Source organism: Streptomyces sp. NEAU-174 (genome assembly GCF_052665095.1).
Genome location: NZ_JBQTCE010000010.1, coordinates 53,280 through 71,109 on the forward strand (window position 1 = coordinate 53,280; position 17,830 = coordinate 71,109).

At 67.9% G+C, this 17,830-nt stretch carries 14 protein-coding genes; 1 reads left to right on the forward strand and 13 read right to left on the reverse strand.

The window, feature by feature from the left end:
• Nucleotides 1-227: 227 nt before the first annotated feature.
• The 10 genes from ACT2CW_RS27345 to ACT2CW_RS27390 all read right to left on the reverse strand — a co-directional run bounded on the left by ACT2CW_RS27345 (nucleotide 228) and on the right by ACT2CW_RS27390 (nucleotide 12,095).
• The gene (locus ACT2CW_RS27345; RefSeq protein WP_206311557.1) at nucleotides 228-1,373 is read right to left on the reverse strand and encodes an acetyl-CoA hydrolase/transferase C-terminal domain-containing protein; all 1,146 of its coding nucleotides are present in this window, start codon (nucleotides 1,371-1,373) and stop codon (nucleotides 228-230) included.
• Between the two features lie 219 nt (nucleotides 1,374-1,592).
• Nucleotides 1,593-2,735 carry an acyl-CoA dehydrogenase family protein gene (locus ACT2CW_RS27350; protein WP_138911591.1) on the reverse strand — a complete coding sequence of 381 codons (1,143 nt, stop codon included), beginning with the start codon at nucleotides 2,733-2,735 and terminating at the stop codon, nucleotides 1,593-1,595.
• A gap of 54 nt (nucleotides 2,736-2,789) precedes the next feature.
• On the reverse strand, nucleotides 2,790-3,914 hold the full coding sequence (locus tag ACT2CW_RS27355) for an acyl-CoA dehydrogenase family protein (protein ID WP_138911590.1): 1,125 nt from the start codon (nucleotides 3,912-3,914) through the stop codon (nucleotides 2,790-2,792).
• A 357-nt stretch (nucleotides 3,915-4,271) separates the two neighbouring features.
• Nucleotides 4,272-5,711 carry an MFS transporter gene (locus ACT2CW_RS27360; RefSeq protein WP_171072371.1) on the reverse strand — a complete coding sequence of 480 codons (1,440 nt, stop codon included), beginning with the start codon at nucleotides 5,709-5,711 and terminating at the stop codon, nucleotides 4,272-4,274.
• Nucleotides 5,712-5,857: 146 nt separating this feature from the next.
• Complete coding sequence (locus tag ACT2CW_RS27365) at nucleotides 5,858-6,427, reverse strand: TetR/AcrR family transcriptional regulator (RefSeq protein ID WP_138911588.1); 570 nt, start codon at nucleotides 6,425-6,427, stop codon at nucleotides 5,858-5,860.
• A gap of 222 nt (nucleotides 6,428-6,649) precedes the next feature.
• Nucleotides 6,650-7,810, reverse strand: a complete 1,161-nt coding sequence (locus ACT2CW_RS27370) for a thiolase C-terminal domain-containing protein (protein WP_138911587.1) — start codon at nucleotides 7,808-7,810, stop codon at nucleotides 6,650-6,652.
• Nucleotides 7,807-8,943 carry a Zn-ribbon domain-containing OB-fold protein gene (locus tag ACT2CW_RS27375; RefSeq protein ID WP_206311556.1) on the reverse strand — a complete coding sequence of 379 codons (1,137 nt, stop codon included), beginning with the start codon at nucleotides 8,941-8,943 and terminating at the stop codon, nucleotides 7,807-7,809. Before ACT2CW_RS27375 ends, ACT2CW_RS27370 begins: the two co-directional genes overlap by 4 nt.
• Nucleotides 8,944-9,091: 148 nt before the next feature.
• The gene (locus tag ACT2CW_RS27380; RefSeq protein WP_138911585.1) at nucleotides 9,092-10,003 is read right to left on the reverse strand and encodes an SDR family NAD(P)-dependent oxidoreductase; all 912 of its coding nucleotides are present in this window, start codon (nucleotides 10,001-10,003) and stop codon (nucleotides 9,092-9,094) included.
• Nucleotides 10,004-10,280: 277 nt separating this feature from the next.
• On the reverse strand, nucleotides 10,281-11,243 hold the full coding sequence (locus tag ACT2CW_RS27385) for an electron transfer flavoprotein subunit alpha/FixB family protein (RefSeq protein WP_138911584.1): 963 nt from the start codon (nucleotides 11,241-11,243) through the stop codon (nucleotides 10,281-10,283).
• Nucleotides 11,244-11,297: 54 nt separating this feature from the next.
• Nucleotides 11,298-12,095: an electron transfer flavoprotein subunit beta/FixA family protein gene (locus ACT2CW_RS27390; protein WP_138911583.1), complete on the reverse strand. Its 798-nt coding sequence runs from the start codon at nucleotides 12,093-12,095 to the stop codon at nucleotides 11,298-11,300.
• 363 nt (nucleotides 12,096-12,458) lie between these two features.
• On the opposite strand from ACT2CW_RS27390, the gene ACT2CW_RS27395 reads away from it, so the two are divergent.
• Nucleotides 12,459-14,813 (forward strand): SpoIIE family protein phosphatase, encoded by a 2,355-nt coding sequence (locus ACT2CW_RS27395; RefSeq protein ID WP_445518582.1) that lies wholly within the window; start codon nucleotides 12,459-12,461, stop codon nucleotides 14,811-14,813.
• A gap of 90 nt (nucleotides 14,814-14,903) precedes the next feature.
• Here the strand turns inward: ACT2CW_RS27395 and ACT2CW_RS27400 are convergent, their stop codons facing one another.
• The 3 genes from ACT2CW_RS27400 to ACT2CW_RS27410 form a co-directional block, all read right to left on the reverse strand.
• Nucleotides 14,904-15,665, reverse strand: a complete 762-nt coding sequence (locus tag ACT2CW_RS27400) for a 3-hydroxyacyl-CoA dehydrogenase (RefSeq protein WP_138911581.1) — start codon at nucleotides 15,663-15,665, stop codon at nucleotides 14,904-14,906.
• A gap of 28 nt (nucleotides 15,666-15,693) precedes the next feature.
• Nucleotides 15,694-16,860, reverse strand: a complete 1,167-nt coding sequence (locus ACT2CW_RS27405) for a thiolase family protein (RefSeq protein WP_138911580.1) — start codon at nucleotides 16,858-16,860, stop codon at nucleotides 15,694-15,696.
• Between the two features lie 208 nt (nucleotides 16,861-17,068).
• A complete protein-coding gene (locus ACT2CW_RS27410; protein WP_171072370.1) occupies nucleotides 17,069-17,740 on the reverse strand; it encodes an enoyl-CoA hydratase-related protein in 672 nt (223 codons plus the stop codon).
• Nucleotides 17,741-17,830 lie beyond the last annotated feature (90 nt).

The window sequence follows — 17,830 nt, forward strand, 5'->3', positions numbered from 1 at the left end:
CAACAAGGTCCCCATCCACGAGCGCAAGGGGACCGTCGTCGGCTCGTGACCGTGCACAGGTGTTCTTCGCTTCTTGCGGTTTCGCCGTGCATCGCTCAGTAGCCCGCAGCGTTCCAGCCTGCGACGCGACCGGCGCGCCGAGCGCAGGTGGACGGCGCCAACGGGACGTCTCCGGAGAAGAGGCGCCTCGTTTGATGACCTGCTCAGTCTGCTCGGTCAAGCGGCTGTCATCCGGCGAAGCCACGGCCCCGGGGCAACTCCGGATTCCGGCTCCACAACTCACCCAGCGCTTCGCGGCGTTCCAGCCGTGACAGCCCGCGCACGTCGACAGCGCCGAACTCGGTCACCACGATGTCCACGTCGTGTGCGGGCGTGCTCACTGGGCGGGACAGCGTAGATACCAGAGTGGACTGCCCGTTGTGCCGGGTGGGGACGGCGATGATGCTGAGTCCGCCGACCGATCTGGCACCCGCGGCGGCGTAATCGGCGTGCCCGCCAATCCCGCCGAGGACGGCAGAGGCGGTACCTTCGACATTGACCTGACCGTCGAAATCGATCTCGATCGCGGTGTTCACCGCGAACAACGGGTCGGCGGACAGTCGCCCGAGGTCATGGGTGTACTCGATGGGATGAAGCAGCGGGCGGCCGTCAGCCCACTGGTGGAGCCGTGGTCCACCGGCCAGATATGTGCACACCGGGTCGCCGACCAGCAGGCCCCGCTCAGCGAGGCCCACCACCGGTTCGGGCAGGATCCCCGAGTCGATTCGCACCGGCACCGCCAACTCGCGCAGCAGCGCGGTCGTCACCGGCCCCGGCCCTACTTGCAGCCGGGCCGACTCGGGGATCAGTCCCAGTAGCTCCTGAGCGATGGCCATCTGCTCGGGCCGTGGCACGGAGTTCGGTAGCACCGCGGGAGGTTCCGTGCTCTCACCGACTACGATCACCTGCTCGCGGGGAAGCGGCGGTCCGGCGTCGCTGCCGGGTGACCTGTGGGCGACCACTCCAGCCACCGTGGCGCCGCTGGCGATGGCCGCACGCTGCCAGGAAACCTCGGTGCCGAAGGCGAAACCGCTCCCAGCCGGAACCACACTCACGATGAGCAGGTCGGGCCGCCAAGGTCCGTGCAGCAACGCTGGTACCGCGGACAGCCGGACCGGCGGGAACCGGACCGTCCCCGCGGCCACCCCGACCCGCAGACCCCAACCCGGCATCGCAGTGCGCACGTCGGCGAACGCGCCGAAGTCCAGCGCGGGGTCGGGAACCGGCAGCCAACCCAGGATGAGGCGCACTCCCCCGGCCAGCGCGGCGACCCTGCTCAGCTCAGCCGAGACAGTACGCGGCGCGCCGAAACCATCACCGACGGCGATCGTCATCCCCGACCGGACCAGGTCCGCCAGCTGAGCGTCCGGCCGAGTACGTCCCCACTCACTCGCGTGGCCAGAGTTCCGCATTTCACCAACCCCACATTCTGCTTGATCCGAAGCCCTGGCCTTACGACCGCGTTTTCTCACCACGCGCATTTCGACGGTTCACGCCTCATCAGCTTCGCCGCGGCGCTGAGATCCTTGGTCAGGCTCGCCACATGCACCAGTTCACCGAGTCGGCTCCCGCGGCAGGCCGAGCACGCGTTCAGCGAGGATGTTGCGCTGGATTTCACTGGTGCCGCCGAGAATCGTCTGCGCCCGGCCGACCAGCATCCGGCGCACGAGCGGGGAGTCGTCCGCGTCGACCATCGCGTCGGCGCCCAGCGCCGCGGTGGCGAGGTCGCCCAGGTCCCGGTGGACCTCGGAGCTCACCAGCTTGAGCACCGAGAACGCCGGGGAGCTCAGCTCGGTATCCTCGCTGAGCGCCCGTAGCCAGGTGGCACGCAAGAGCCAGATCCGCATCCACAAACTCGTGATGGTGTCTTCCAGCACGGGGCCCAGCAGGTCTCGCTCACGTGCCGCATCCGCGACCTCTCGGAGCGCCTCGAACATGCCGACCGCCTGCGCACCGAGAGAGAGCCGTTCCTGGCCTAGTGTCGCGGTGGCCACCTGCCAGCCCTGCCCGACCTCGCCGAGCACGGCCTCGGCCGGCAATCGCACACTCTCGAAGAAGACCTCGTTGAATTTGCTCTCACCGTCGAGCTGCCGGAGCGGGCGGACCGTGATCCCCGGCAAGCTCATGTCCACGATGAACGCTGTTATTCCCTGATAGCGCTCCTCGCCGGTGCGGGCGACGAGCAGACCGTAATCCGCCGCCCCGGCCGCGCTGGTCCACACTTTCTGACCGTCCACAGTCCAGCCGTCGCCATCCTGCCTGGCCCTGGTGCGCAGCGACGCCAGGTCCGACCCGGCCTCGGGCTCGGAGAACAGCTGGCACCACAGGTGGTGACCACGCAGGATGCCGGGCAGGTACTTCCGGTGCTGCGCCTCTGTTCCGAACCGCATGATCACGGGACCGGCCAGGTCAGGTCCCACGATGTTGAGCTGCCGTGGTACTCCCGCCCTGGCTGTCTCTTCGGCAAAGATGGCCTGCTCGAGCACTGATGCCCCGCGCCCGCCGTGCTCGACCGGCCAGTGCAGGCAGGCATAACCGGCGTCGGCGAGTGTGCGCTGCCACTGCCGTCCGGCTGGGACATCGCTTGCTTCAGGCGTCCCACCGTAGTTCCGCAGCCCCTGGGGCCATGGGGCCCCGGCCAGCCAGGCTCGAACCTCCGTCCGGAATGCGGTTCCCTGCTCCGTGGTGGTACTCATCAGGCTCCCATTCAGCGTGGTTTCCGTTGCTCTCCGAACGCCATCCCGACCTGGTTAGAGAGGCAGCTCGTCCGCGCCCCTGGCGGCCAGCAGCTTGCGATGGTAAGCGGGTGTACCAAGCAGCACCTCGCTGCTACGTGCCCGCTTGAAGTACAGCTGCGCCGGGTGTTCCCAGGTGAATCCGATGCCTCCGTGGATCTGGATGGTCTCGGCAGCGCACCGGACGAAACTCTCCGAGCACACCGCCTTCGCCATGCTGGCCAGAACTGGCACATCGGGCCTGTTCGCGGCTGCCGCGCCAGCCGCGAACAGGGCTGCGGAGCGCGCGAGTTCGACCGCGACGAGCATGTCGGCGCACTTGTGCTTGATCGCTTGGAAGGACCCGATCGGCCGGTTGAACTGCCTGCGGTTTTGGGCATACTCCACTGCGATCTCCAGGCTGCGCGCCGCGCCACCGACCTGTTCGCAGGCGAGGTAGATGGCGGCGAGGTCCAGCGTCCGCTCGAGGGCCTGCCACCCCGCGCCTTCCTCGCCGAGCAGGCGAGCCGACGCGTTCGTAAAGGTCACGGTGGCCTGCTTGCGAGTGAGGTCGAGGGTACGCAGTGGTTCGCGGTACACGCCCGGCGTGACAGCGTCGACGACGAACAGACTCACGCCCGCCTCGCTTCTGGCCGCGACCACTAGAAAATCCGCGGCGCATCCGTCGATGACGTAAGTCTTCCGTCCGGTCAGCCGCCATGAGCCGTCGGTCCGGCTGGCGGAGAGCTGGACTCCCTCCTCGCCCCAGCTCCCACTGCCCTCGATCAGCGCGACCGATCCGATGCGCTCTCCGCTGGCGATTTCGGGCAGGTACTCGGCACACATCGGTTCATCACCACTGGCCAACAGTGCGTTGGCAGCCAACGCGACGCTGGCGAAAAATGGCGCGCACAGCAGTACAGCACCCATCTCCTCGAACGCCACAGCCAGCTCCATCGGCCCCCATCCGGCCCCACCGTATGCCTCTGGAATAGCCAGCCCATGCAGACCGACCTGCTGTGCCATCAAGGTCCATACGTCACGGTCGTAGTCCGGCCCATCGGCCACATCGAGCACCGACGACCGGGCAGCGCGGTCGTTGAGCAGCTCCGCCACGGTCTTGCGCAGGTATACCTGCTCCTCGGTCAGCACACCCTGCACGAGACCTCCTCTATCGGAATAATCATTTAGATAATTAAACACTATAGATGGCCGTTGTCGAGTAGACCAGCCCCGCTCGGAATGACTGCTCCGCTACCGGACGGATGACCCCGGCTCGGCGATAGGCGGTCCTCCCCGCGGGGAGCGGGGCGGGCAGGGCGCCGCCCCGCCCCCAGGGGCGTCGGTGGCGAAGCGCCACACACACGCGTGCCGACCGGCGATGGCGGACTCACCATGAACAGACCCCATTCGGGGCGGCATACGGTCACGTGAGCCCGCTCCGGTCGGCATCGGGGTGTACCTGGGTCTACCGGGCGCCGGCGCCCTGCCGCGACGCAGCGGACCGGCGCTGACCGATCAGGAAACCGACGTTGCTCCCGCGGCGGTCTCCTTGTGGGTGGGGATGGCGATGGCGGTGAGAGTGGATAGCGCCAGCGCGATAACGGCGACCAGGAAGGCGTTGTTGAACCCGCTGACCGCGGGCCCGGAGGACGAGGCGCCGTTGGCGAGCAGCGTGGCGGCCAGGGCACTGCCGACGGCGCTGCCGACAGTGCGGGCGACGGTGTTGAAGCCGGTCGCCATACCGGTCTGGTGGCCGGGTACGGCCTGCACGATGAGGTTGGCCATTGCGGAGAAGCCCAGGGCCACGCCGATGCCGAGGACGCCGGTCGCGCCGTAGATCGGCAGCTTGCTGTCGTGGGCCACCAGCAGAAGGGTGTAGGCGCTCATCGATACGGCGGATCCCGCCACCAGGGACGCCTTGGCTCCGATGCGGTGCTGGATGTGTCCGGCGAAGGAGCCGACCACGAACATGGTCAGGGCCATCGGCAGCAGCAGCAGTCCGGATGTGGTGACGGAAGCGCCGAAGCCGAAGCCGGTGGAGGTGGGAGCCTGCGCGAAGGGCGGTATCAGGACGAACGCGGAGAACATGCCGGCGCCCAGGAGCACGGCGGTGAGGTTGGTGGTCCAGACGGCTGGGATGCGCAGGGTGGTCATGTCCACGAGCGGGTGCCGGGTGCGGCGTTCCGACACCGTCCACAGCGCCAGCAGGACCAGACCGCCCAGGGCGCATCCGAGCGTGGCGAGCGAGCCCCACCCCCAGGCGGACGCCTTGGACACGGCCAGCAGTATGCCGGCGAGTCCCCCGCCCATGAGAGCCGCACCGACCCAGTTGACGTTGCCCGTGGTGCGGTTCCTCGACGGCGGGACCAGGGCCTGGGTGGCCAGCAGGCAGAGCGCGAGCACCAGGGTCTGGAGCCAGAAGATCCAGTGATAGTCGAGGTTGTCGACGATGACGCCGGACAACACCACGCCGATGCCGCTGCCGATGCCCAGTGTGACGGAGATGAGCCCGATGGCGTGCGGAACCCGCTCGGCGCGGAAGGTATCCCGGGCGATGCCGAAGACGAGCGGGAAGACACCCGCACCGAAGCCCTGGAGGACGCGCCCGGCCACCAGCAGGCCGAGGGAGCCCGCGGTCGCGTCCAGTACCGACCCCGCGATGACCAGCGCCAGGGTGACCAGGAGCAGCTGTGTTCTGCCGTAGAGGTCACCTAGCCGTCCGATGATCGGCGTGGCGATGGCGGCACTGAGGAGGAAGGCGGTCAGCAGCCACGCCGCACCGCTGGGGGCTACACCCACCTGTGCGGCGATGTCAGGCAGGGCGGGCGCCACCAGCGGCTGCATGATGCCCCACACCGTGCCGATGAGCGCCAGGACACCAAGGGTGAGCGAAGGAGCACGGCCGGGTGGATTGGCCGCCGACGGCTCGGTCCGCTCGGCCACTGATTCAGTCATGGGAAAGCACCTCTCGCGAATCCGGGGAAGGGGTGCTGACACCATAGCAATAAAAACGAGAGCTCGCTCTTTTTGTCCCCGCCACTCACGTCCCCATCCTGCCCGCTCCGCCCCAGTTGGCCCGGCTCAGGGTTCAGCGTCAGCCGTCACCCCTCTCCAGGCGCGGGCGCCTCGACGATGGCGCGGATGGCCCGGGAAAAGGCTTCCGCGCCCGAGTCGTCGCCCACCGCGAGCCGTAGCGAGTGTCCGGTGAGGAGGGCGAGCAGGGCGTTCGCCAGTCCAGCGGGGTCGGGGTCGTCCGGAAGGCCGCGATGGGCCCGTTCGCCGCGTACAAGGTCGGCGACCTTCGCCCGCAGAGCCGCCAGCTGGTCGCGGATCCTCCCGGCCAGCTCCGGGGACACCGCGGCCTCTCCCCACACCTGCGCCATCAGGCTCGCATGCTCGGGCCCGCCGGCACGGACCCTCTCCAGCAAGCCGGACAGGTCCTGGTGGGCGTCGTCGCCGAAGAGGCTGTCCACCGCCGTATCGCAGACGGCCAGCACGAGGTCGTGCTTGCTGGGGTAGTAGCTGTACACCGCGCCCGTGGACAGGCCGGATCTCGCGACAATGTCACCGGTAGAGGTTTGGGCGAACCCGCGTTCGGCGAAGACGGCGCGCGCCGCCTCCAGGATCTGCTGCTTGCGGGCGTCACGGTGGGCTTGTGTGACCTTGGGCATAAAGAACGACCTCTCCATTTTTATGGCGTCGTCAATATAAGCCAGTCACGGAGCCTTGGATATAGCGGTGGCCGCAGAGCCGGGCATGACCACCACACCGCGCGCCATCGGCGTTGACGCACGGCCCCGATCGGGGCCGTGCGTCAACGCAGCCGAGATCAACTCCACATGGTCGGCCTGGTCGTTCTGATGTGCAGGGCCTGCCGCAACGGCGGCACGCCGTCACCCGCGTTCGGCGCCCAGGACAGTAACCGCCGAAACCGCCGTGGGACCGCCGATGTTGTGTGCCAGCCCTACTCGCGCTCCCTCGACCTGATTGACCGCGTCACCGCGCAACTGCTCGAAGAGCTCGACGCACTGGGCGACCCCGGTGGCACCCGGCGGGTGCCCCTTCGCCTTCAGGCCCCCGCTCGGGTTGACCGGCAGGGAGCCACCTACGCTCGTCGCCGCCGACTCCACGAGCTTGGAGGCGCCGAAGCGCTCCGCGAAGCCCAGGTCCTCGTAGGAGATGAGCTCCACCCCGGTGAAACAGTCGTGGACCTCCGCCACGTCGACGTCCTGCGGCGAAAGCCCTGCCATCGCGAACGCCTGCCGGGCCGCGCGCACCGTCGCCGGGAACGTCGTCATGTCCACCTTGTGCTGATGCATCACGCGGTCGAGCCCCAGCCCCACCCCGCGTACCCAAACCGGCCGATCGGTGTACCGGTCGGCCACCTCCTCGGCGACCACCAGCAGTGCGGCGGCGCCGTCGCTCTGTGGTGTGCAGTCGTACAGGCCGAAGGGTTCGACCACCATGGGGGCGTTCAGTGCCTGCTCCATCGTGATCTCGAAGCGCAGCTGTGCCTTGGGGTTGGACACCGCGTGCCGGTGGTTCTTCACCGCGACCATGGCCATGTGCTCGCGGGTGGCCGGTGACTCATGCAGATACCGCATGACGTGCAGGGCGAAGTTGGCCGGTGCGACCAGTCCGAGCGGGTAGTCCCACGCCATGTCGCGGGTCATGCCGGCCCACTCCCAGAACGTGGACCTGGCCGAGGACTCGCGCACCTTGTCCGCACCGACGACGAGGGCGACATCCACATGACCGGACGCGACCGCGAAGGTGGCGTTGCGCAGCGCGTCGTTGCCGGTCGCGCAGGCGTTTTCCACGCGGGTCACCGGTATGTCTTCCAGACCACAGCTATCCGCCAGGATCCCGGAGGGAAATCCGTCGGTGGTGGTCAATTCGCCGAACCAGGCAGCCTGGACGTCGGAGCGGTTCACACCCTTGTCCACGGACCGCTCGCACTCCGTCACCGCCATCGGCAGCAGGTCCTTGAGTCCCAGGTCGAAGTGTTCGGCGAACGGGGTCATCCCCGCTCCCACCAGTGCCACCCGCCTCATCGAACTTCCTCCTCGTGCCCCTCAGGGACATCGTCGGGCCAGAAGGCGTACCCGTAGTCGGGCACACCCGAGCGCACGGCCACCCGCCGTAGCGTCATCCGCCCGGTGTCGCCGATCGATACCGAGCCGGGCTCGGCCGCGGTCGTTCGGGCCAGAACACGTACATCGGTGCCGTCGAGCTGGACCACCACGAGGGTGTACGGCGTGGTGAGGCTTGGTACCGGTACGTGCACAGTGGTTGTCGTGTAGACCACTGCGCGGCGTGGCAGCGGCACCAGTGACCACTCGCCCTCCGTTCCGCATCCCCGGCAGCGGTAGCGCCGGGGGAACGCGAGGGTGCCGCAGCTCTCGCAGCGGGCGGCCTTCCAGCCCACCTTGGACTCGAACGCCCGGTCGTACGCGGCGAGTGAGACAGGCATGTCCAAGCCGGGCGTGGTACGGGACGTCGGGACAGCGCGCGCAAGCGGCTCCAGCCGGCGTACGTGCGCGAGTTCGCCCGCGGAGGTGTCCAGCGCGGCGGCCGTCAACGACGCCTGCTCGGCGGCGGCCAGCACGGCCGGTTCCTTCCGCTCGGCCAGCGCGGCCAAGGCGAAGACGGTCGCGCTGGCGCCAAGGACAGGCAGGCGGGGCGGCTCACCGTCGCACAGCGCGCGGACCTGTGCGAAGGGCGCACCGGCGATCGCGGCGGGCCTGCCTTCCAGGCCGTTGCCGGGTTTCCGCAGCCGGTCGAGTGAGGCCAGCAGGCCGCGCTCGCGCAGCAGCCGCGGGTCGTCGTATCGGTGGATCACGCCGTTCGAGGAGCGTGCCTGGACCGGCAGACTGTGGGTGACCCGGCCCACCGGACGCAGGACAGACCCGTTGGAGGACACCACCACGGCGCCGGCGCCGGCCGGGTCCAGGTCGGCAGCGGTCACCAGGGTCCGGGGGCGGGCGGTCAGTATGGCGTCCAGCGTGGCCGGTGCGCCGCCGAGGCGTTCGACCACATCGGTGTCGGGCGGTAGACCGAGGCCCGCCAGCAATGCCGCGGAGTTGCCGCCCTCCAACAGCGGCAGGTCGCGGCTGACCAGGACCACGCGTTCGACCGCGCCGGTCCCGGCCGCTTCCAGCGCGGCACGCCCCGCTTCGACTGCCATGGTGACGGCGTCCTCATCGCCGCCGGGTGCCCGTCGGCCGACCTCCCCCCAGGGGGGAACGTAGGTACTGATACTGCTTATATATGCCATCAAAGGTCCCTTTCCGGACGTCAGTCCAGGTCGCGCGTCCCCGCAGGCACGTACGCGGTCACCGCGAGGTGAGCGACGGAATGCCGCCGGGAAAAACGCCGAACACCTTGCGAAGCCCCGCGTCGACTTCCTCCGCGGAGAGGCGACCGCCGTCGGCGGAGGTGTAGCCGTCAAGGACGGTCCAGGGGCGGGTGCGGCTCACCCGCCCGCCCTCGACCCGCAGGACCGCGCCACTGAGCCAGCCGGACTCCTCGGAGAGCAGCCAGGCGACGACCGGTGAACAGTTCTCCGGGGCCAGCGGGTCCAAACTGCCAGGGTCGGTATGGCCGTGCGACACCGAGTCCGCCGTCATCCGGGTGGACGCCACCGGCGACACAGCGTTGGCCGTGACCCCGTATCTGTCCATCTCCATTCCGGTGATCATCGTGAGGTTGGCGATACCGGCCTTTGCCGCCCCGTAGGCCGCCTGCCCGACGTTCCCGGCCAAGCCGGTACCGGATGTCGTGTTGACGATTCTCCCGGCGACCCGCCCCTGTGTCCGCGCCACCGCACGCCAGTACGCACAGACGTGATGAGTCAGCGCGAACGTACCCTTGAGGTGCACCGCCAGCACCTGGTCGAGATCTTCCTCGCGGAGCTTGGTGATCACGCCATCCCGCAGAATCCCGGCGTTGTTGACGACACCGTCCAGCCTTCCGAACTCCGCCACCACCCGCTCGACGAGCCGACCGACCCCGCCCCAATCGGTGACGGATGTGGAGTCGGCGGCTGCCCGGCCGCCCAGTTTCTGGATCTCCGCCACGACCCCCTCGGCGGGGGACTCGCCGACGTCGTCTCCGCGAAGCCCCACTCCCAGGTCGTTGACGATTACCGTCGCGCCCTGGCGCGCGAGTTCAAGGCAGTGGGCCTTTCCGATTCCACGCCCCCCGCCCGTGACGACAACTACGCGTCCATCGAGCATCCCAGCCATCGGCGTCCTCCGTATCCGCGGCACGATGCCGCACTGACAACGCTAAATAAGTATAATATTTAAGCCACATGCGGTCCAGGTTGAACGGCAGGCGGACGGCGCCTGGCGCATCGCTCGCGCCGCCAGTCCCGTTGGCTGATCTCCGAGCTGAATCCCGCAGGCGGACGCCCGGCCATCCAGAGCACCCTGCATGCGCCGGGATCGAATCGCCGTAGGGCACCGTCCTCGCCGGAATGCCGTCCCCGCAGTCGCAGGGTGAGCTCGTGATCGTGAAGGCTCAGCCCTTGCGGGACTTGACCTCCTCGGTCAGCTGCGGGACGACCTCGAACAGGTCACCGACCACGCCGTAATCAACCAGGTCGAAGATCGGAGCCTCGGCATCCTTGTTGACCGCCACAATCGTCTTCGAGGTCTGCATACCGGCCCGATGCTGAATCGCACCCGAGATACCCGCCGCAATGTACAACTGCGGCGAAACGGTCTTACCCGTCTGACCCACCTGATTGGTGTGCGGATACCAGCCCGCGTCCACCGCCGCACGCGAGGCGCCAACCGCCGCGCCGAGGGAATCGGCCAGCGCCTCGACCACGGGGAAGTTCTCCGCACCACCCACACCACGACCACCGGAGACCACAATCGCGGCCTCGGTCAGATCCGGACGCCCCGTCGACTCACGCGGCGTACGCGCCACCACCTTCGTACCGGTGGCGTTCTCGGAGAAGGACACCTCAAGCACCTCGACCGCACCCGCGGCCGCAGCCGCCTCCGGCGCGGCCGAGTTGGGCTTGACGGTGATCACCGGCGTGCCCTTGCTGACCCGGGACTTGGCGGTGAAAGCGGCGGCGAACACCGACTGCGTCGCCACCGGACCCCCCTCACCAGCCTCCAGATCCACCGCATCGGTGATGATGCCCGAACCGATACGGACCGCCAGCCGGGCCGCGATCTCCTTACCCTCCGCGGAGGACGGGAACAACACAGCGGACGGCGACACGGCCTCATACGCCGCCTGAACCGCCTCCACCTTCGGCACCACGAGATAGTCGGCGAACTCCGGCGCATCCGCGGCCAGCACCCGCACCGCACCGTACTCCGCCAGAGTGGACGCCGTATCCGCGGCACCGGCACCGAGAGAGACCGCGACGGGCTCACCGATGCGGCGGGCCAGCGTCAACAGCTCCAGGGTGGGCTTGCGGACGGCACCGTCCACGTGATCAACAAAGACAAGAACTTCAGCCATGGGAATCGCTCTCCTGCGACATGCGAAAGATCTGGACAGTAGGGACAGCGCGGCTCAGATGAACTTCTGACCCGCCAGGAACTCGGCGAGCTGCTTGCCACCCTCGCCCTCGTCCTTGACGATCGTGCCCGCCGTACGGGCCGGACGCTCAGTGGCACCCTCCACGGCCGTCCAGGCACCCTCGAGACCGACCTCGTCCGACTCGATCTCCAGGTCCTCCAGGTCCCAGGAGGTCACCGGCTTCTTCTTCGCCGCCATGATCCCCTTGAACGACGGATACCGGGCCTCACCGGACTGGTCGGTCACCGACACCACCGCCGGAAGCGACGCCTCCAACTGCTCGGTCGCGGTGTCCCCGTCCCGGCGCCCCCTCACCGAGCCGTCCCCGACCGACACCTGCGACAGCAGCGACACCTGCGGCACACCCAGACGCTCCGCCAGCATCGCCGGGAGCACGCCCATGGTGCCGTCCGTGGAGGCCATCCCGCAGATCACCAGGTCATAGCCGGTCTTCTCGACCGCCTTGGCCAGCACCAACGAGGTACCCAGCGCATCCGTGCCATGCAGATCCTCGTCCTCGACATGCACGGCCTTGTCCGCACCCATCGACAGCGCCTTGCGCAACGCGTCCTTCGCGTCCTCCGGACCCACGGTCAGCACGGTGATCTCCGCGTCATCACCTGCCCGCTGACGCTCCTCGGCGATCTGGAGGGCCTGCTCGACCGCGTACTCGTCCAGCTCCGAGAGCAGACCGTCCACGTCCTCACGATCGACGGTCAGGTCCTCGGCGAAGTGCCGGTCGCCGGTGGCGTCGGGCACGTACTTCACACAGACAACGATCCTCAAACTCACGCCGGCCCTCCCAGCATCCCAAGGTCATTATAGAGTTGATTTATTTAACCATATATACGAATCGCCGCCAAGGGTTGACAGGATTCGTCAAGAGGGAGCTAGTCGCGGTGTGGGCGTGTGAGCAGCGTGCACGCCCCGCGGGCCTTGGCGCTGACCATGTCGGGCGGCTGCGATGCGGCGCTCACCCTGCCGCGTCCACAGGGCCCGCCACTCAAGCCGCGACCGTTCTCGCCCGCGGTCGTATACTGAACGTTACATACAGGCCGCTACCGAAATAGCGCTGTCCCGGGCAAGAGCGAAATGGATGTACCCGCAGGCCGTGTCAGTCAACGGTCTCACCCGCCGGTAGACGTCGCTGCCGCCGTGCTCGACAGCCGCAGCACGGTACTGCGATGGTCTGGCGCTGCGGCTGCACTGCTGGGCCACACGTCCGACGAGGTTTGTGGTCGTCCCATCCAGAATCTGCTCGTCGGGGCTGCTGAGCAGCTTGATGCGGGTCCCAGTACGCCGGGAGTCCCGACGTCGGGTCTGGTGGGACTCCGCCACCGCTCGGGTCACACGGTGGAGGTCACTCTCCGTGTACTCCCGCTCGACGACGGGTCGGAGTTCCTCCTGCTGGCCACGCCGACGGGAGACCCGAGGGAACGGGAGCACAACCGGGACTCCGCCTTCGTACAGGCATTGCTGACCCAGGACAGGATCGGGGTCGCGTTCCACGATCTCAATCTGCGGATCACACATACGAATGCCACCTTCGGACCGCCTCTGCGCCCGGGAAGCAGCCTCCACGACGTGATGTCCCCGCAGGACGCCCGCGAGCTGGAGACCGCTCTACGGCTGGTGCTGGAGACAGGAGAGCCGCTGGTCGGCCAGGAACAGCGGGTGCGCTCGTCGCTCGTCCCCGGGCTCCAGTGGACACTGTCGCTATCCGCTCTCCGACTGGAGGATCCCCAGGGACGGCCCACTGGCGTCGCCACACTGTTCACAGATGTCACGGCACAGCGAGTGGAACGCCCCCATCAGGAGCTACGGCACGACGCCTCCGTCCGCATCGGCGACTCCCTCGACGTCATCCGCATCGTCCAGGAGCTCGCCGACATCCTGGTTCCCGCGCTCGGTGATCTGGCCAGCGTCGACCTCGCCGAAGCCATCCTCGAAGGCGACGAGCCGCCGAAGTTGACCGGTGGCGGGCAGCTGCATCTGCGCCGGGTCGCCGTGGCCGCCGCATCGGGGAGCTGGCCCGATAGCCTGCTCTCGGTGGGAGAACCAGTCCCCCTGATGCCGGACATACCGGATGTCAGGAAGCGTCAGCGCGGCGAGGGGCTCTTGGTGCCGGACCGGGCGACTGCCGTCGCCATACTCGGCGATCCGGACCTGGTCAGGGCCTTCGTTCCCGAACATGGGCATTCGGCGGTGGCGACTCCGCTCTTCGCGCGGGGGCTCCTGTTGGGCAGCGTGAATGTCTGGCGGACCGAGCAGGTCGAAGCCTTCACCGAGGAAGACCTCGAGCTGCTCCAAGAGATCGTGTCGCGGGCCGCGATCACAGTCGACAACGCCCGCAGGTATATACGTGAACGCCGTGCGGCAACCTCGCTCCAACAGCGCCTGCTCCCCCGCCCTACCCGCGACACACCGGCCGCCGAAACGACTGGCAGCTACCTGCCCGCGGGTGGCGGAGCAGGTATCGGGGGCGACTGGTTCGACGTCATCCCGCTGCCCAGTCTGCGAGTGGCTCTCGTCGTGGGGGACGTGATCGGCCATGGCCTGCACGCCACCGCGACCATGGGGCGGCTTCGGACGGCCGTCCTGACCCTGGCGGAGCTTGAACTGTCCCCGGACGAATTGCTGACCCATGTTGACGACCTTGTGCAGCAGCTGGTGGCCGAGGCGAAGCCTCAGCACCAGGACAGCGTCGGCGCCACCTGCCTGTATGCCATCTACGACCCGGCTAGCGGACGATGCGAAATGGCCGCGGCGGGGCATCCACCGCCCATTCTGGTACGTCCTGACGGCACAGTCGAGGAGATCAAGGTCGCCCCTGGACCACCACTAGGGGTGGGGGGCATGCCGTTCGAGGTCACGGATCTCCTTCTGGAGGCCGACAGCATCCTCGCGCTCTATACCGACGGGCTGACCGCACTCGGCGGGCGAGACATCGAAAGCGGGACACAGCGGCTGGTGGGCTGCCTCGCTGCACGGTGTGGACCCACCCGGGCTCCGTCGCTTGACGCTCCGTCGCTTGATGCCATCACCTGCGACTTGCTGGCCGACACAGCCGATCCCCCGCCCCGCGACGATGCCACCCTGCTGCTTGCCCGCCTTCGGAAGCTTCCTGAAGGCTCCACCGTTGACTGGGAGTTCCCCAGTGACCCGACTGTCGTGGCCGACGTGCGCCATGTGGTCGCCCGGCAGCTCACCGCCTGGGGACTCGACGATTTCGCCTTCACCACGGAACTCATCGTCAGTGAGCTGGCCACCAACGCCATCCGTTACGCCGGCGGCCCGTTCAGCGTACGGCTCATCCGCGACGAGGTACTCGTCTGCGAGGTCTCCGACCGGGGCAACGCCCAGCCCCGGCTGCGTCGGGCCCGCACCACCGACGAAGGGGGCCGCGGCCTGTTCCTGGTCGCCCAACTCGCCAGCCGCTGGGGCAGCCGGTACCGGCAATCCGGGAAGACCGTCTGGGCCGAACAGTCCCTCACACTCCCCACGCAATAGAGCATCACATCGCCGCAAGAGTCCAGCGCGGCCTCGCAGGGCTGTCCGTCCCGCGGCCGGACAGCCCTCAACAAGACTTGCGGCAGCCTTCTAGCGGGGGGCCATGCGGATGGCCCCGTCGAGGCGAATGGTTTCGCCGTTGAGCATGGGGTTCTCGGTGATGTGCTGGACCAGGGCGGCGTACTCCTCAGGATGACCCAGGCGGTTGGGGTGCGGCACCTGATCGCCGAGGGACTTCTTCGCCTCTTCGGGGAGCCCGGCGAGCATCGGTGTCTCAAACAGCCCGGGGGCGATGGTGACAACACGGATGCGCAGGCTCGCCAGGTCGCGGGCGACGGGCAGGGTCAGGCCGACGACACCGCCCTTGGACGCGGAGTACCCGGCCTGACCGATCTGGCCTTCGAACGCGGCGACCGACGCGGTGTTGACAATGACCCCACGGTCGCCGTCCACCGGCTCGTTGGAGCTCATTCGCTCAGCCGCCAGACGGATGACGTTGAAGGTGCCGATTAGGTTGACCTGGACGATGCGGGCGAAATCATTCAGCGGGAAAGGACCCTTCTTTCCCAGCACGCGGCCGGCAGGGCCAATGCCCGCGCAGTTCACGGCGATGCGTATGTCCCCAAGTTGCGCGGCTGCGTCAAGAGCGGCGGTGATGTCCTGTTCGCTGGTGACATCGGCGGGGGCGAAGATGGCCCGGTCTCCGAGCTTGGCGGCGACGGCCGCGCCGTCAGAGGACGGCAGGTCCACCAGGGTCACAAAGGCCCCGGCGTCCAGGAGCCGCTGGGCCGTGGCGAAGCCCAGGCCGGAGGATCCTCCGGTGATGACTGCCACACTGCCTGCTATGTTCATGTTTCCCTCTCAAGGTGATGGACGTCAGTCAGAGCCGCTCGATGATGGTGGCGTTGGCCATGCCGCCCCCCTCGCACATGGTCTGAAGGCCGTACCGGCCGCCAGTCGCCTCGAGGTGGTTGACCAGAGTCGCGAGCAGCCGGGTGCCGGAGGCGCCGAGCGGGTGGCCGAGCGCGATCGCACCGCCGCGGGGGTTGAGCTTCTCGGGGTCCGCTCCCAACTCGCGCTGCCACACGATCGGCACCGGGGCGAAGGCCTCGTTCACCTCGTAGGCGTCGATGTTGTCGAGGCTCAGACCTGACCGATCGAGAATCTTCCGCGTGACGGGGATGACACCGGTGAGCATCAGGACCGGGTCCGAGCCGGCGACGGCGAAGGAGTGGAACCGCGCCCGGGGCCGCAGACCCAGCTGCTCGGCGAGGCGGGCGCTCATGATCAGAGCGGCCGAGGCGCCATCGGTCAGCGGCGATGAGTTGCCGGGCGTGATCCGCCAACCGATCTCCGGAAAGCGCTCGGCCTCGGGAGCGCCGGTGAAGGCAGGCTTGAGCTTCGCCAGTCCCTCCGCCGTCGTGCCAGACCGAATGGTCTCATCCATCGCATGCTCGCCAACGAGCACGATCTCCTTGTCGAAACTTCCGGCAGCGGCGGCGGCCGCCGCCCGCTGGTGGGAACGGGCCGCGAAGGCGTCCAGCTCGTCGCGCTCCAGCTTCCAACGAGCGGCGATGAGTTCGGCGGACAAGCCCTGCGGGATCAGCCCCTCGGGGTAGCGCCTGCCCAGGAGAGCGCCGGACGTGTCCTGGCCCCGCGCGTTGGAGAGCATCGGCACCCGGCTCATCGATTCCACGCCGCAGGCGATCGCGATGTCGTACGTTCCCGCGAGCACACCCTGCGCGGCGAAATGCGCTGCCTGCTGGCTGGAGCCACACTGGCGATCGATGGTGGTGCCGGGCACGGATTCCGGCAGGCCCGCGGCAAGCGAGGCGGTGCGGGTGATGTTGACAGCTTGCTCGCCGGACTGCGTTACGCAGCCGCCGATCACGTCATCGATCATCGCAGGATCGAGACCGTTGCGCTCGACTATGGCCTGGAGCACAGTCGCCAGCAGATCCACCGGGTGGACGCGGGACAGGGCGCCTCCCGGCTTACCCTTCCCACACGCGGTTCGTACGACGTCGACGATAACGGCGTCATTCATTTGCAATCCTTCCACAGGCCGTTGGCAACGGCTCGGCATGTCGAGCGTCGAGCGGGGACGAGTACCTGGCGCCCACCTGGGCACGGCAGTTGTTATGGCCGCTGAGGTACTCAACGGCTTTACCGCTGCGCGGTGCCCCGCTCGGCCAAAGCACCCGTGGCTTCTTGCACATCCTCGTTGAGGCCACCAACTTGTTATTTCTGATCTTTCAGACAGCAGGTTCCCGAGGAGAGTCGGGCAGATCGCTACGGCCGAGGATTCGCCTGCTTGCCTGTATGGGCAGTGGGGCATTGGCAGCGATGGTTTCCGCAAGCTTCAGAGCCATGGCAACGGCTTTGCCGGCCGTTGCGATCCGGTCGACCACGCCCCACCGGGCGGCGGTGACGGCGTCGAGGCTCTCGCTGGCGAGCATCATGTTCAAAACGATCTTCTTGTGCACCTGGTGGGGCGCCAGCAGTGTGCCATCAAGGGCGTCCAACAGCTCATGCGAAACCCGGCGGAGGCCGAAGAACTGGGCGTTCTCGTCTGCGATCACGAAGTCGCAAGCGAGAACGATCGCGATGCCATCGCCGAGCGCGAAGCCGTTGACAGCGGCGATGATCGGCTTGTTGCCGAAGTAGTTGATGGCGCCTGCCAGCGTCAAGACTTCATGCTCGTGCACGGAAGCCGAGCGTTTGGTAGCCGCCCCCTTGAGGTCCAACCCCGCGCAGAAGGCCCGCCCGGCTCCGGTGACCACGGCTACCCTCAGCTCGGGATCAGCGACGAATTCTTTCAAGGCGTCGCCGACGGCACGTGCCAGGGGGGCGTTGACGACGTTGAACGCCCGGGGCCGGTTAAAGGTGATCAGGGCGATCTCGCCCCGGCGCTCCAGTATGGCCACAGGTTCGGCCCTGTCGGGGCTCCCATCGACTATCACCATCATCCTCCCAATTCGAACCGCCCCCAGGCTCTTGGACCTCCACCCTCAGGT